This is a genomic window from Vibrio splendidus 12E03, from assembly GCF_000272105.2.
GTDB classification, from domain to species: Bacteria; Pseudomonadota; Gammaproteobacteria; order Enterobacterales; family Vibrionaceae; genus Vibrio; species Vibrio splendidus_I.
This window is the reverse complement of the sequence record NZ_AJZD02000311.1, coordinates 17,878-32,871: the sequence shown is the minus strand read 5'-3', so window position 1 is coordinate 32,871 and position 14,994 is coordinate 17,878. Positions and strand designations below refer to the sequence as shown.

13 protein-coding genes are annotated in these 14,994 nt (G+C 43.9%); 7 read left to right on the top strand and 6 right to left on the bottom strand.

All coding sequences use genetic code 11. The annotated features are described in order from the left end of the window. From A142_RS19820 to A142_RS19805, 4 genes are all read left to right on the top strand, one after another. Positions 1 to 788: TRAP transporter large permease (locus tag A142_RS19820; protein ID WP_029405547.1), on the top strand; the 788-nt coding region annotated here is incomplete at its 5' end. Positions 789 to 1,300: 512 nt separating this feature from the next. Then, positions 1,301 to 2,275: an ester cyclase gene (locus A142_RS19815; protein WP_019823696.1), complete on the top strand. Its 975-nt coding sequence runs from the start codon at positions 1,301 to 1,303 to the stop codon at positions 2,273 to 2,275. Positions 2,276 to 2,292: 17 nt separating this feature from the next. Beyond that, positions 2,293 to 3,288, top strand: coding sequence for an ester cyclase (locus tag A142_RS19810; RefSeq protein ID WP_019823694.1), 996 nt, complete (start codon positions 2,293 to 2,295; stop codon positions 3,286 to 3,288). Next, positions 3,281 to 5,014 carry a sodium:solute symporter family transporter gene (locus tag A142_RS19805; RefSeq protein ID WP_019823691.1) on the top strand — a complete coding sequence of 578 codons (1,734 nt, stop codon included), beginning with the start codon at positions 3,281 to 3,283 and terminating at the stop codon, positions 5,012 to 5,014. Before A142_RS19810 ends, A142_RS19805 begins: the two co-directional genes overlap by 8 nt. Positions 5,015 to 5,151: 137 nt before the next feature. On the opposite strand, the gene A142_RS19800 is transcribed toward A142_RS19805, so the two are convergent. From A142_RS19800 to A142_RS19780, 5 genes are all read right to left on the bottom strand, one after another. Next, positions 5,152 to 5,688 carry an RNA-binding S4 domain-containing protein gene (locus A142_RS19800; protein ID WP_019823689.1) on the bottom strand — a complete coding sequence of 179 codons (537 nt, stop codon included), beginning with the start codon at positions 5,686 to 5,688 and terminating at the stop codon, positions 5,152 to 5,154. 117 nt (positions 5,689 to 5,805) lie between these two features. Next, positions 5,806 to 7,428, bottom strand: a complete 1,623-nt coding sequence (yejF, locus tag A142_RS19795; protein WP_019823687.1) for a microcin C ABC transporter ATP-binding protein YejF — start codon at positions 7,426 to 7,428, stop codon at positions 5,806 to 5,808. A gap of 9 nt (positions 7,429 to 7,437) precedes the next feature. Further along, the gene (locus tag A142_RS19790) at positions 7,438 to 8,460 is read right to left on the bottom strand and encodes an ABC transporter permease (protein WP_019823685.1); all 1,023 of its coding nucleotides are present in this window, start codon (positions 8,458 to 8,460) and stop codon (positions 7,438 to 7,440) included. A gap of 31 nt (positions 8,461 to 8,491) precedes the next feature. After that, positions 8,492 to 9,580, bottom strand: a complete 1,089-nt coding sequence (locus tag A142_RS19785; RefSeq protein WP_004730359.1) for a microcin C ABC transporter permease YejB — start codon at positions 9,578 to 9,580, stop codon at positions 8,492 to 8,494. A 12-nt stretch (positions 9,581 to 9,592) separates the two neighbouring features. Further along, positions 9,593 to 11,488, bottom strand: coding sequence for an extracellular solute-binding protein (locus tag A142_RS19780; RefSeq protein WP_019823683.1), 1,896 nt, complete (start codon positions 11,486 to 11,488; stop codon positions 9,593 to 9,595). A 336-nt stretch (positions 11,489 to 11,824) separates the two neighbouring features. Between A142_RS19780 and A142_RS19775 the strand changes: the two genes are divergently transcribed. Beyond that, positions 11,825 to 12,868 (top strand): endonuclease/exonuclease/phosphatase family protein, encoded by a 1,044-nt coding sequence (locus A142_RS19775; protein ID WP_019823682.1) that lies wholly within the window; start codon positions 11,825 to 11,827, stop codon positions 12,866 to 12,868. Positions 12,869 to 12,983: 115 nt separating this feature from the next. On the opposite strand, the gene A142_RS19770 is transcribed toward A142_RS19775, so the two are convergent. Then, the gene (locus A142_RS19770; RefSeq protein WP_019823681.1) at positions 12,984 to 13,604 is read right to left on the bottom strand and encodes a porin family protein; all 621 of its coding nucleotides are present in this window, start codon (positions 13,602 to 13,604) and stop codon (positions 12,984 to 12,986) included. 440 nt (positions 13,605 to 14,044) lie between these two features. Here A142_RS19770 and A142_RS24550 point away from each other — a divergent pair, with 440 nt between their 5' ends. Continuing rightward, the gene (locus A142_RS24550) at positions 14,045 to 14,359 is read left to right on the top strand and encodes a winged helix-turn-helix domain-containing protein (protein ID WP_019823680.1); all 315 of its coding nucleotides are present in this window, start codon (positions 14,045 to 14,047) and stop codon (positions 14,357 to 14,359) included. Positions 14,360 to 14,558: 199 nt separating this feature from the next. Next, a complete protein-coding gene (gene rbsD / locus A142_RS19765; RefSeq protein WP_017060853.1) occupies positions 14,559 to 14,978 on the top strand; it encodes a D-ribose pyranase in 420 nt (139 codons plus the stop codon). Positions 14,979 to 14,994: the final 16 nt, after the last annotated feature.

Below are 14,994 nucleotides of genomic sequence, written 5' to 3'. Positions count from 1 at the left end.
TATCCGTAACCAAAATGTTTATGGCGGGTATCGTACCTGGAATTGTAGTTGGCTTGGTCCTTATCGGTTACTGTTTGATCGTATCTAAAATCCGCGGCTACAAAGGTAACGACAAGAAAGCAACATGGCCTGAGCGACTGGCAGCACTTAAAGAAGCGATTTGGGCGATGCTATTACCCGTAATCATTCTTGGCGGCATCTACTCTGGTTTATTTACACCAACAGAATCCGCAGCGATTGGTGTGTTATACGGGTTGTTTTTCGGCATGTTTGTCTACAAAGAGCTGGATTACAAAAAGGTCGTGAAGATCATTTTAGAATCTTCGTTATTGGTGGGGGCAGTACTTGTGATTGTGGGCGCTTCGGTCACCTTTGGTCGAATCTTAACGCTTGAACGTCTGCCAACTGAAATCGCACAGTTCATTCTCTCTATCACGGAAAACAAGCTGCTCATCTTGCTATGTATCACTGCATTGTTACTGATCGTCGGTACATTCATGGAGACATTAGCGGCGATTGTTATCTTAACTCCAATCTTGCTGCCCATCGTGACTGCATTAGGAATGGACCCAATTCACTTCGGTATCGTGATGATCGTGAACCTAGCCATCGGGTTTGTGACTCCCCCACTCGGCGCCAACCTATTTATGGCAAGCCAAGTAGGTAATGTGCCGATTGAGTCGCTATCTCGTGCGATTCTAGGCTGGATTGGAGCCATGCTCGTCGCTTTGATGATCATTACCTTTATTCCAGCGATATCACTGTATCTTCCAGAGTTATTGTCTTAAGCGCTCTCATGAACAAAGCCACTTGATATTCACCTTTGAGTGGCTTTTTCAATCCAACCATTCCCAAACTTATTGTTGCATGCGCATTCATCAATAGTTAAATAAATCCATACAAAAAATTAACAATTCAAGTAATCCCCCCCTCGTATAAGAATCATTACTCTAAACTTCCTCTCGTCATAACTTCGATTTAATAGATCGTCATAAAGCATTCTCTGATTTAATACTCACTTCTTCATGAAAATTTAATACTGCATAAATACAATAACTTAAATGAAAAAACTAACTTCAAACACAATCAAGTCATTCATATACACTCGATAAATAGTGGACTTTTACGCAATTAGTTTTAAGAGAAACCTCTTTGGAGAGATGTTAAAAAACCGATCTAACCCACAATAAAGAAACATATGCAAAACACCTCATTGACACAGTGATAACAAAAGGCAATATTGGATACGTAACCAAAAATAATCCAATAACTAATTTTATGACGCATCAGGAGGTGATTAATGGCTATGGTTGGCTTTGATTCTAAATGGCAAGATTTTCCAGATTACATATTAGGCATCACTAAAGAGATTTGGGAAAATCGAGGCCTGAGTACCCTACATAACTATTACTCACCTGACATTATCGTCCGTACACCACTATCTATCACAAAGGGAAACGAACAGGTCATCAGCGCGACCATGGGCACACTAGCCGAGTTCCCAAACCGTACCTTACTGGGTGAAGACGTGATTTGGTCAGGGACTCCTGAACAAGGCATGCTTTCATCACATCGAATCATTTCAACAGCAACGCACACTAACGATGGCGTGTTTGGCAAAGCCACGAATAAAACACTTAAGTTTCGAATTATCGCAGACTGCCATGCCATCAATAACCAAATCAATGACGAGTGGATGATCCGAGACATCGCTGCGATTTCAAGCCAACTCGGTATGACGTCAGAAGAGTACGCGCGTCAACAAATCGAAATAGAGGGTGGCGTTGAACAATGCTCATACCCTTTTACTCCCCAAGTCGATATACAAGGCCCTTACCTTGGCGTAGGTAACGACGATGAGTACGGTCAGCGTTATGAAGACATACTGCGCCGTGTAATGAGTGCTGAGTTCTCAGTAATACCAAAAGAATATGACCGAGCTTGTATCGGTGAATACACGGGTGGTCAAACTGCACTCTCTCATAACGAGATCGACCAGTTTTGGATGTCGCTGCGCTCTTCATTTCCGAACGCGGAATTCAAAATTCACCACCGTATTGGTCGCAATGACGAAATGATGTCACCACGTGCGGCTATTCGCTGGTCGCTACAAGGCAAGCATGAAGGCTACGGCATGTTTGGAAAGCCTACAGGAAAAGACGTTTACATCATGGGAATCAGCCATGCAGAGTTTGGACCTTGGGGTCTACGCAGAGAATTTACGCTACTTGATGAAAGTGCTGTCTGGAAACAGATTTTAATCCAAATCGGTTAACTATATAAGGAAATAACATGTTGAACAGCTTGATTGAAAATTTCTACAAAACGTATTTTAACGCTCACTCTTCAGAGCGTACTCAAGTCGCTCACGAGATGCTAAATGCCGACGTTAAGTGGTGTGTCGCTCACCCAATTAACGACCTCTCTGGTGTCGAAGCCACCGAGCAAGCATTTCTATTACCGCTAATTAACTCGTTACCTGATGTTGAACGACGCCCTTCAATCATTATGCAAGGTGAATACGAAGGCCGCACTTGGGTAAACTCTACCGGTTATTTTGTGGGCACATTTGCACAACCGCTATTTGGTATCCCGGCAACAGGAAAAACACTCTACTTGCGCTACACCGAAATGGTTTGTATCCAAGAGGGTCAAATTGTTGAATCCTATCTAATCCCTGATTTTATCGATGCCATGAACCAAGTTGGCGTAAATCCGTTGCGAGCAAGCCTAGGTCACTCTGGATTGGTCCCTGCCCCAGCGACTCAAGACGGAATACAGACAGGTAGCATCGCAGCACAAGAGAGTGAGAAAAGCCAAAAGCTAGTGCTAGACATGTTGGCTTGCTTGGGTCGATTTGATGGTAAACGCCTTGATTCAATGGATCTAGAAAACTACTGGCATGACGACTTTATGTGGTACGGGCCAGCTGCGATTGGTACTACACGTGGAATCCAAGGTTTCCGAGACCAACACCAAGGACCATTTGTATTTGCCTTCCCTGATCGAAGTGTCGATATCGAGCTCAATATTTTGTCCAAAAATGACTACGTATCCACTGGTGGTTGGCCACACATGCACGGTACACATACTGGCAGCAGTGGTTGGTTAGGGTTAGCACCAACTGGCAAGCACATCGAGCTTCGCGTTATGGATATCTGGCGACGCGAAGGCGAATTACTCAAGGAGAACTGGGTCGCTATCGATATCGCACACATCTTAAAACAGCTTGGTTACGACCTGTTTGGACAAATGGAAGAACAATTAAAAGGACGTGAGCATGTATGAGTTTGGAGCATTAAACTGGACAATTCTTGGTACTTATATCGTCCTTACTTTAGTTATGGGGGCACTCGTCGGTAGACGTGTCACTTCCGCCAGCCAATTTGCATTAGGCGATAGAAATATTCCATGGTGGGCGATCGGCATTTCTGTTGTGTGTACCTATGTCAGTGCGATGTCTTTCTTGGGCGGGCCGGCTTGGTCTTACAAAGAAGGCTTATCGGTGATCGCTATCCACCTAAACTACCCTTTGGTGATTTTCTTTATTGTTGCTGTGTTTATGCCGTTTTTCTACAACAACGGCCTCACTTCAATTTATGAATATCAAGAACGACGCTTTGGTAAAGCCTCGCGTATCACTCTGTCTTTGATTTTCTTAATTAAACAGGCGATAAGCTCAGCTGCGGTCTTATATGCAACCTCGTTAATCCTCGAGTTCATTACCGGTATCGACGTTACTTACTGCATCGTCATTGTTACTGTTATCGCGCTAATCTATACCGTAATGGGGGGAATTGCCGCCGTTATTTGGACTGATGTCATTCAAGCTGTCATTCTGTTTCTTGGTGCATTCATCATTATCGAAGCCGTTTGGAACGGCATGCCACAACCAATGACTGAAGTGATGCAAAACCTTAAGTCAGAAGGCATGACCAATGCGCTGCAAACCAATTTAGATTTAAGCCAAGTTACCACGGTATGGGCTGGAGTTATCGCAATGACAATGTTCCACACGACTGTGTATGGCGGTAACCAAATGATGGTTCAACGCTGTATGGCGGCTAAAAATATGGGTGATGCGAAAAAAGCGATGCTAATGATGGGTTACGTTGCTTTCTTCATCTACTTCGTATTCATTCTGTTAGGCGTATTATTTAACGCTTACTACGATGGTAAAGAGTTTGAGAATGGCAATACCATTATCCTGCACTATGCCAGCGAATATGGTATGCCAGGGCTGATGGGAATCATCGCAGCGGCGATTCTTGCAGCAAGTATGTCGAGCCTAGATTCCGCTTTTAACTCTATGGCTACCGTCTCTGTTACTGACTTCTATAAGCGCTTTTACAAGAAGAACGAGTCAGAGGAACATTACCTCAAAGTATCGCGTTTCTTCACGGTTATGTGGGCATTATGTATCATCATTCCAGCCTTCATGTTTGCAACCAGCACAGGCTCAGTTTTAGAAATATTGAGTAAAGCGGGGTCCTATTTTGTAGGTGCAAATTTCTGTATGTTCGTGCTTGGTTTCTACTCCAAACATATTACAGAAAAGGGACTATTAATTGGTGTCGCAGCAAGCTTCGTGGCGATTTGGTATGTTGCTGTTGCGACTGACATAGCTTGGCCTTGGTACTGTGTCATCGGTGTTTTCGTCAATGCGATTGTCGCGTACGCTGCAAGCTTGCTACTGACTGGCAAACAGACAGAAATGCACCTTTATACAGTCAAAGGTCAGCAAGCAGAGTATGCGCGCTTGAACAAGCCGATCAAAGAAGATGGTTGGTATGTTGTGCCGGGTAAAATCGATGCACCGTGTTGGGGGCTACTCGTCATGTTTGTGTTCTCACTCGTTCTACTTTGGGGGATTAACGAGTTCATAGAGAACGCACCGATGTTGATTAACTTTATCCGAGTCTGCTCTGTTATTGTTGCTGCATGCGTCATCGGTTATGTAATTTACTCATTCAAGCGCTCTAAGCAGTCAAATGAAGTAGAACAAGTCAGCTAAGGTTCTCCTCAAACTCAACCTAGCGACAACAAAAAAGGCTCACTATCACAGTGAGCTTTTTGGTATCTACTTGACGCAAAACCGAAGTTAAACGTTGTAGAAGAATAATATTAAGCGCTGTAATTTAGAGCTATAATTTAGAAGAATTCAATCGAATTACGGCCGCTTTTATCGTCACGTGTTGGCTTAGGTGTATCCGCTTTCTTTTTCGGTTTCTTCTCTTTTTTCTCTTTCTTTGGTTCAGCCTTTGCGCTTAACATTTCTGCTTTGCTTTTCTTAGACTCTTTCTTCTTAGAATCCTTTTTAGACTGACCTTTCTTCGCCTTGTTATCTTTCTTAGGCGCATCTTTCTGTTTTGGCTTTTCTGTTTCTTCTTGTACTGGCTGATCACACACCACTACATAGTATTCTTGGTTGAATTCAAAGAAGTCGCCATCGTACATTTTACGACGCTTACGCGTTTCTAGCTCACCATTTACCGCTACGTAGCCTTCAGAGATGATGTGCTTAGCTTCGCCGCCACCGCTAACTAGGTTAGCAATCTTAAACACTTTATAGAGCTCGATTGGCTGAGACGAGACATCGATACCAATGGCTTCGATTTCGATCTCTTCACCTTCTTCACCGTGCTCGTAATCTTCGTAATCAGCGTCTTCGTAATGTTCTTGGTCCATGGTGACCTCTACCTAAATATGTACTTCAGAAATATTGGGCGCAGTGTAATCGTAAAACAAACAAATGACCATGTTGAATTGAATCAGAAGTCATTTGTTTTAATCATCTTCCCCGCGCTATAGAGACCCACCAACATTCGAAAGACTTACAAGCTGCTTGGTATATTCATGCTGCGGATTGCCAAACAAAGCCTCAGTATCGCCCTTCTCTATTACCTCGCCCGCTTTCATGACGATAGTGTAATGACACAAGGATTTCACGACATTCAGATCATGACTAATAAACAGATATGTTAGGCCATACTTTTCTTGAAGTGATTTCAACAGATCCAGCACCTGCGCTTGAACGGTTCTGTCGAGTGACGAGGTCGGTTCATCGAGCAAGATAAACTCTGGCTTAAGGATCAGAGCACGAGCAATCGCAATACGCTGCCTTTGGCCGCCAGAAAACTCATTTGGGTAACGATGGCGAGTCTCAGGATCGAGGTCGACCTCTTTCATTACGTCACAGATGCGTTGATCGAGTTCAGTGTCGTCCAATTGTTGATGCACTAACAAACCCTCACCAATCACCTGAGCCACTGACATTCTTGGGTTCAACGCCGAGAATGGGTCTTGAAAGACCACTTGCATACGGCTTCGAAACGGTAGCATCTGTTGGCGATTTAAGCCTTGAATTTGTTCATCTGCGTAGGTAATTGAACCTTCACTCTCCACCAACTTCAATATCGCCATACCGGTTGTCGATTTACCAGAGCCACTTTCGCCAACTAAACCGATTGAGTGCCCCTTTTTCAAGCTGAACTCCATGTCGGTGACTGCTTTAACATGCGAAATCGTCCGCTTGAATAAGCCTCCCGTAATTGGGAACCAAACACGCAGTTGGTCGACGTTGAGCAGAGGTTTACTTTCCGGTGATACAGGAACAGGTAAACCTTTTGGATCGGAATTGATAAGTTTTTGAGTATAAGGGTGAGATGGTGCATTAAAGAGTGTTTTACAGTCATTGCTTTCAACTAAGCGGCCATCTTTCATTACCGCCACTCTGTCGGCAATTTTACGAACGATACTTAAGTCATGAGTAATGAAAAGCATCGCCATACCCAGCTCTTGTTGTAGGTCTTTCAACAAATCCAAAATCTGCGCTTGTACCGATACATCCAATGCCGTCGTCGGCTCATCAGCGATAAGTAGCTCAGGTTCGTTGATCAGTGCCATTGCGATCATCACACGCTGACGCTCTCCACCAGATAGCTCGTGAGGATATGCTGAAATCTTCTGCTCGGGGTAGCGAATGCCCACCTTTGAAAGCCACTCTATCGCCAAGGCTTGAGCTTTATTGGTTCGCATACCACGGTGAATAGAGAGAGTTTCAACCAGCTGCTTACCAACTCGGTGAAGTGGGTTAAGCGAAACCATGGGCTCTTGGAAGATCATACCAATGCGGCCACCACGAATCCCACGTAACTGTCTTTCAGAACAACTCAGAATATCGGTGCCAGAGAAGTTAATCTTACCATTTAAGTAGTGCGATGAGCCTTTAGGCAGCAGTTTTAACACTGAATTAGCGGTAACCGATTTACCTGAACCACTCTCTCCTACCAGCGCCAATGTCTCACCTTTGAATATCTCCAACGAGACATCGTGAGTCACTTGTTCTATCGAATCTTTTCGCCCGAAACCGACCGACAATTTGTCGATGGTCAAAACTGGAGAAGCAGGCGTTGTATTTGAAGTCATAACTTATCCTTACTTCTGTTGATGTGGGTCGAAGGCATCACGTACCGCTTCACCAACGAAGACAAGTAACGTAAGCATCAGTGAAAGCACGACGAAAGCAGAGATACCAAGCCAAGGCGCTTGCAAGTTAGCTTTACCTTGCGCCAATAGCTCACCTAATGAAGGCGAGCCCGCAGGCAAACCAAAGCCTAAGAAATCTAACGACGTTAATGTGGTGACAGAGCCTGAAAGAATAAACGGCATCATGGTTAACGATGCTACCATCGCGTTGGGTAGCATGTGACGAAGCATAATGCGCTTGTCGTCCACACCCATCGCTTGCGCGGCTCTTACGTAATCAAAGTTTCGACAGCGTAGGAATTCCGCACGCACGATGCCCACTAAACTCATCCAACTGAAGAGCACCATTATTCCGAGCAACCACCAGAAATTCGGCTCGATAAAACTCGACAGAATGATCAACAAGAACAGGGTCGGCATACCAGACCACACTTCAATGAAGCGTTGTCCGAATAGATCAACCCAACCACCGTAGTAACCTTGTGTCGCCCCGACAACCACACCAATCACGCTCGATACAATCGTCAGAATGAAACCAAACAGAACAGAGATCCGGAACCCATAAATGATGCGAGCTAATACATCTCGCCCTTTATCATCGGTTCCTAACCAATTCACTGAATCGGGCTCCGACGGCACCGCGCCTGAAATATCGAAGTTTATTGTGTCGTAACTAAACGGAATGATTGGCCAAACGATGTAACCGCTGTCTTCAATAAGTTCGATAACATACGGGTCTTTGTAATCCGCTTCGGTTTCAAACTCGCCGCCAAATTCGGTCTCGGCATACTCATTAATGACGGGTACAAACCACTGATTATCATAAGAAACTAAGAGTGGCTTATCGTTGGCGATGATCTCAGCGAACAGGCTCAGTCCAAATAAGATGGTAAATATCCAAAGGGAGATAAAACCACGCTTGTTTGCTTTAAAACGTAACCAACGAGCTTCAGCTAAAGGGTTGTTAAGCATTTATTATCAATACCTTTTTATTCATTCGCCATTAACGCGCTTCAAAATCAATTCGAGGATCAACCCAGGTATACGTCAGGTCGGAGATAATGCTCAGCACCAAGCCAAGCAAAGTCATGATATAGAGAGAACTGAACACCACGGGATAGTCACGTTGAATGGTCGACTCAAAGCCAAGTAAGCCAATGCCTTCGAGTGAAAACATCACTTCAATCAACATAGAACCCGTGAAGAAAATACTAATAAATGCGCTCGGGAAACCGGCAATAATGATCAACATCGCGTTACGGAAAACATGCTTGTAAAGAATGCTGCTCTCGTCCAAACCTTTCGCTCGAGCCGTGACCACATATTGCTTATTGATTTCATCAAGGAAGGAGTTTTTAGTCAGCATGCTGAGTGTTGCAAAGCCACCGATGACCATGGCAAAAATAGGCAAAGCCAAATGCCAGAAGTAATCACCGATTTGCTGATACCAATTGAGCTGGTCGAAGTTACTCGACACGAGCCCACGCAATGGGAACCAACTGAAGTAGTTACCACTCGCGAACAAAATAATCAGGATAATCGCAAACAAGAAGCCCGGCACCGCGTAGCCGACAATCACCACCGCGCTCGACCAAATATCAAAGCGAGAGCCGTGATGTATCGCCTTCATAATGCCTAAGGGTATCGAAATCACATAGATTATTAGCGTACTCCACAACCCTAAGGAGATGGAGACAGGTAAACGCTCAATGATCAAATCAATCACGTTACCGCCCTTAAACAGGCTTTCACCAAAGTTAAAGGTCGCGTAGTTTTTCAACATGTCGAAGTAGCGAACGTGAATCGGCTTATCAAAACCAAACTGCTTTTTGATTTCTTCAACCACTTCAGGATCAAGCCCGCGAGAGCCTTTATAGCCACTGGCAGACGCTTGGTCACTTTCGCTTAAATCAACTTCTTGTCCACCACCAGAAAAGCGCTCCATGATGCCAGAGTTATGCCCTTCTAATTGAGCAACGGCTTGTTCTACTGGACCTCCAGGGGCAATCTGGATGATGAAAAAGTTGATGGTGATGATCGCCCACAGCGTGGGGATCACCAACAATAAACGTCGAAATATATACGCGGCCATGCTAACTAACTCCTAGCGACGTTTTTCAGGAAGCAATGCCGCCTTCTCTTCTGAAATCCACCATGTATCGATACCTAAATCGTATTTAGGCAATACATCTGGACGCTCAAACTTGTCCCACATTGCTACGCGGTACTCGCCAACGTGCCATTGCGGGATGTTGTAGAAATTCCACTGCAATACACGATCAAGTGAACGACCTAGTGTAAGAAGCTTTTCAGGATGCTGTTGGTTACGCGCAATTTCTTCTGTTAACGCGTCAACCACTGGATCGATAACACCTGCAGTATTGTAAGTAGAATCAATGTAGTTAGAGTTCCAAACGATCATTAAGTTCGGGCTAGGATAAGGGTTTGCGGAAAATGACGACGAAACCATGTCAAAATCACGATCACGCAAGCGCTTGATGTACTGAGTCGTATCGATGGTACGGATCTTCATCTCGATACCCATACGCTTAAGGTTCTTTTGAACTGGCGTTGCAATACGTTCCGTGGTTGGGCTGTAAATCAACAACTCAAATGACATCGGCTTACCGGTCTTTTCGTTGATCATTACTTTGTCTTTCAGCACCCAACCCGCCTCTTTCAACAATTTGAAAGCGGTACGCATTTGGCTACGAATACGGCCGCTGCCATCGGTGACAGGTGGTTGGAATTCTTCGGTGAAAACTCGCGGTGGAATCTGATCTTTGTATTGAGATAACAACTCGACTTCCGCTTCGCTTGGTAAGCCTTTCGCTTCATAATCGGTGTTTTGGAAGTAGCTACGGGTACGCTTGTATTGACCGTAGAACATGTTTTTGTTCATCCACTCAAAGTCCATCGCGTAGGTTAACGCTTCACGTACTTTAGGATCAGAGAACACAGGAGATTGAATGTTGAACACGAAACCTTGAGTCGTTTCAGGCTTCTCATGGTTGATCTCTTCTTTAATGATGTAGCCTTTATCGAAGTTCGCGCCTGTGTAAGAGTTGGCCCAGAACTTCGCCGAGTTCTCGGTTCGAAGATCGAACTCCCCTGCTTTGAAGGCTTCCAGCATTACCGTGTCGTCACGGTAGTAATCGTATTGCACCTGCTTGAAGTTATTACGGCCAACGTTAACTGGTAAGTCTGCTGCCCAGTAATTTTCATCTAGACCATAGGTAACACTTTGGCCTGATTTGTAGCTGATGATCTTATAAGGACCACTACCGACCGGAGGCTCACTTAGAGGCTCAGACAGCTTTCTGTCTTTCCAAAAATGTTTCGGCAATACACGAGTGCTTTGTGCAAAGCTAAACAGTTTTTCGCGGTTTGGACTGTTCATTTCAATACGAACAACCAAATCAGAGACCGCTTTTACTGACTTAATCTCTTTGTAATACACACGATACTGAGGCACGCCCTCTGTTGAAAACTTGTCAAAGGTAAAGGCAACATCATGCGCGGTGATAGGCTCGCCATCTTGGAATTTAGCATTTGGGTTGATGTCGATTTCCATCCACGTGAAATCACTGGCGTAGCGAACCTTTGAAGCAATCAATGGATAGTACGCATCAATCTCGTCGCTCGGAGAAAACATCAAGGTATCGTAAATCTCTCCGGTATAACTTGCAGCAACGCCGCGAGAACCGAATCGATTAAAGCTATCGTACGTACCTATACTGCCATAGGTCACTTTGCCCTGCTTTGGCGCATCAGGATTAACGTAATCGAAGTGAGTAAAATCGGCTGGATATTTTGCTTCACCAAAACCAACCAGTTGTGTGGTTTCAATAACGGTGACAGCAGGAGTTGATTGGGTATCAGAAGCGTAAGTAACGGAGGGTTGTAAAGCAATAAGCGGCAACATGATTGCACATGACTTCAAATTAGACCTGAAAAACTGAGTACGTTGCGAGGCTTTGCGTCGAAAAACTTTTCCCATTTGACTCTCCCTTCAAATGTCATGAATTCTATATTCAAGTTGATTTATCGGCTTTGAATGCATGCCGTTAAATCAAGTATAGGTTCAAATCTAACATCATGTAATAACTAATAAAACCATCAGCACTCTATCTCTGACGGTTTATTTACAATTAACTCGTCACAACTCGAAGTTATTGGATACAGTTAGCTTTGATTGCTTAGCCTGAATGGCACAAGCCTTCACGGCTTAGATTCCTTTGGTTGACTTCTAAAGTTAAATTTAGGCTCTAAATAATCAACAAACTATACTTTTACTGGAGTATCCTTGCTGCATAGGTCTAAATGGAATGACACTTTGAACAAACCAAACCAAATAACATTCGCAACGTTCAACCTTCTGAACTATCTCGAGCCACCGAATGCTTATTATGATTTTGAGAACATCTACAGCTTCGAAGAATGGCAAAAGAAGCAACATTGGATGGCTGAAGCGATTCGTTCATTAGATTGTGATGTGATCGGCTTCCAAGAGATATTTAGCCCGCAATCTTTAGAGCAATTGATGAACGAGCTAGGTTATCCATACTTTGCAGTGGTCGATAGCGCACACGTTGAAGATGATTACCTATACACCTCACCTGTCGTTGGTATTGCTTCCCGTTACCCGATTGAAAACGTGCAGCCTGTTACGCCAGATTCGAAGTTACTGAAAGCATTCAACCTTGACGAAAAATTCTCATTCAACAGAACGCCTGTTCACGCGACGATTACGTTACCCCATTTAGGCTCGACCGACTGTTATGTGGTGCACTTCAAATCACAGCGTCCGACAGAACCAAAAGCAGAATCTGTCGATGCGGACAACGCTCTGCAAGGCGAAAAACCACAAAGTGACACCCTCACTCGCTTTCACCAAGAACAGCTTGGTTCTTGGCTATCCAGTGTCCAACGCGGTCTAGAAGCTCAGATGCTGCATCAATACATCACCAACCAACGCTACCAGACCGAGCAACCTGTTGTGTTGATGGGTGACTTTAATAAACCTCTGTTTAATGATGAGTTTAAAGGGCTGTTGAGTTACTCAATCAACCGAGACGAAAACAGCAAGCATTGGCTATCCCACTTTCGATTGAAAGACAGCTGGGATCTTTATCATCAACTACATGAAGAAGACTTGCTTGAACAGCGTAAGCCAACCCATTACTACGGCGCTTCTGGGTCTGTACTGGACTACATTTTGATGTCGAACGAATTTGACTGTCAGAACTCTTCAAGCTTAATGGAGATCTCTCGCTACACAGTGTTAGACCATCACCTCATCAATCCAAGCTTTGAACACGACCAATTTAGCACTGACCATGCCGTCGTCTCTGTTACCGCGCATATCCGTGAAGCGTAGAGTTAAACATAAAAAAGCCGCAGTCAAAAACTGCGGCCTTTCACTTTAGCTAAACGGGTTGAGCCAACCGACGCCCCATTTAGAAACCGATTTACCGTTTAGCAAAGTGTGAAACTTAGAATGTGTACATTGCGCCTAAGTAGAAAGAGTCCAGAACAACAGTATCTTCTGTCTTGTGTCCGTTTTCGTAATCTTCGACATCAAAAGCATCGGCTTCGTATGCTAGGCGAAAGCTCAACGAAGACATTGTAGGTGGCGTATATTCAACACCAACACCCATACGGATGCCATCTCCTGAATCATCAAAACCATCTCCTGAAGGGCGAGATCCATCAGCAAGCTTCATGTCTAGATCAATAGTCGACAGACCGATAGTGCCAAATGGACGAATGCCATTATCAAACGTGTAACCGAGGTTCGCCGTTACCGCAAAGATTTGAGGTGTCCAAGTGAAAACCTTATTACCAGATTTCGTTTTCAGGGCTATATCACCAAAATCTGTGTATTGAGCTTCAACCGAAACAATGCGGTTAAATTTGTAACCAGCAATTAATCGGTAAGTATTGTCTTCGGCTTTAAAAGTAATAGGTTCTTTGATCGTGTCAGTTAACCCGCCATCATCAATACCAGATGTACCGATTGCGCCGCCTAGGTAGAATCCACTGTCTGCTGCCATTACATGGTTTGCTGCAAATGCTGACATCATCGCGATGCTTAGAATAAATTTGTTGTTCATTACTGCTTGACCTTACTTAGTGCAAATCAAGATTGTTACGCCTTCCTGTGCTGCACAATCTTGCTAGAGTTATCCGACACCCCGTCGAATTGGCAAGCAGGTTAATCTCACAGAAAACAAAAAAATAAATAAAAATATAATCACTTTGTAACTTCAGCCAACATAATCAGTAATTACCAAATAAACACATGAATAATAAAGAAATAAAAACACGTCTTTTCTAGATAAAACCTTCCACTCAATTTTCAAACCATCCCATTTTTAGATTTTATTCGCGCAGACTTACGAACGCTTACTTTCAAGCGTGGTGCGATTCTGCATAATTCGCGCGCTTTGACCATTCGTACACTTAAATAAGCACACTTAAATAGTTATCCGATCCAAAAGCAGCCAATTTCGCTCAATCTCCACAATTCAGAATAAGACGATCAAAAAACACGATGAACCACACTATAGACTTCAACGGCTTAATCATTGATATCGACGCTCGAACGATTACCAATCAGCAAGGAAACAAAATCACTTTGCGCCCTCACCTATTAGCAGTGCTCTGCTTATTATTGGAAAATGTGGGAAGACCGATTTCAAGAGAGCATATTGTTGATGTGTGTTGGGACGGGCAACTCTCGTCACCGCATGTTCTTGCTAACGTCGTCTATAACCTACGCAATGTGTTCGCGCGATTAAGAGCACAAAACGTCCATATCATTACCATCAGTAAGTTTGGATATGCGCTATCGATTGAACCCACATAAAGGATTTATGCAATCAATAGCGGTGACTAAGATCACCAAAAAACGCCCCATCGAAACGTTTCGATGATCGTTATCACACTCTAAAACAATCAAACGTGCAAATGATAAATCAGACACTATTATCACTATCGAAACGTTTCGATGGCATTTCTTGAGTTGTTCTCAACCCATCAAGCGTTATTTTTCGATAGGTCGTGATATGAAAAAAAGTACTCTAATAAACTCTGAACTCTCTTACCTAGTGGCGACTCTTGGCCACACAGATGAAATCACGATTTGTGACGCGGGTCTGCCGATTCCAGACCACGTAACTCGTATTGATCTTGCTTTGACTCACGGTGTCCCAAGCTTTCAGCAAACGGTAAAAACCATGCTGGATGAATCTCAAATCGAAGGCGTTGTGATTGCAGAAGAGTTTGCGAAAGTAAGCCCAGAACACCACGCTGCGCTGATTGATTTAATCAAGACAGAAGAAGCACGTTGTGGCAAATCGCTTTCTATTACTTACATCACTCATGAAGAATTCAAACAGCGAACGCATGAAAGCCGTGCAGTGATTCGCACTGGTGAATGCACACCATACGCAAATGTTATTTTCCAAGCTGGCGTAACCTTTTAGCTCAAGCAAAACGCAA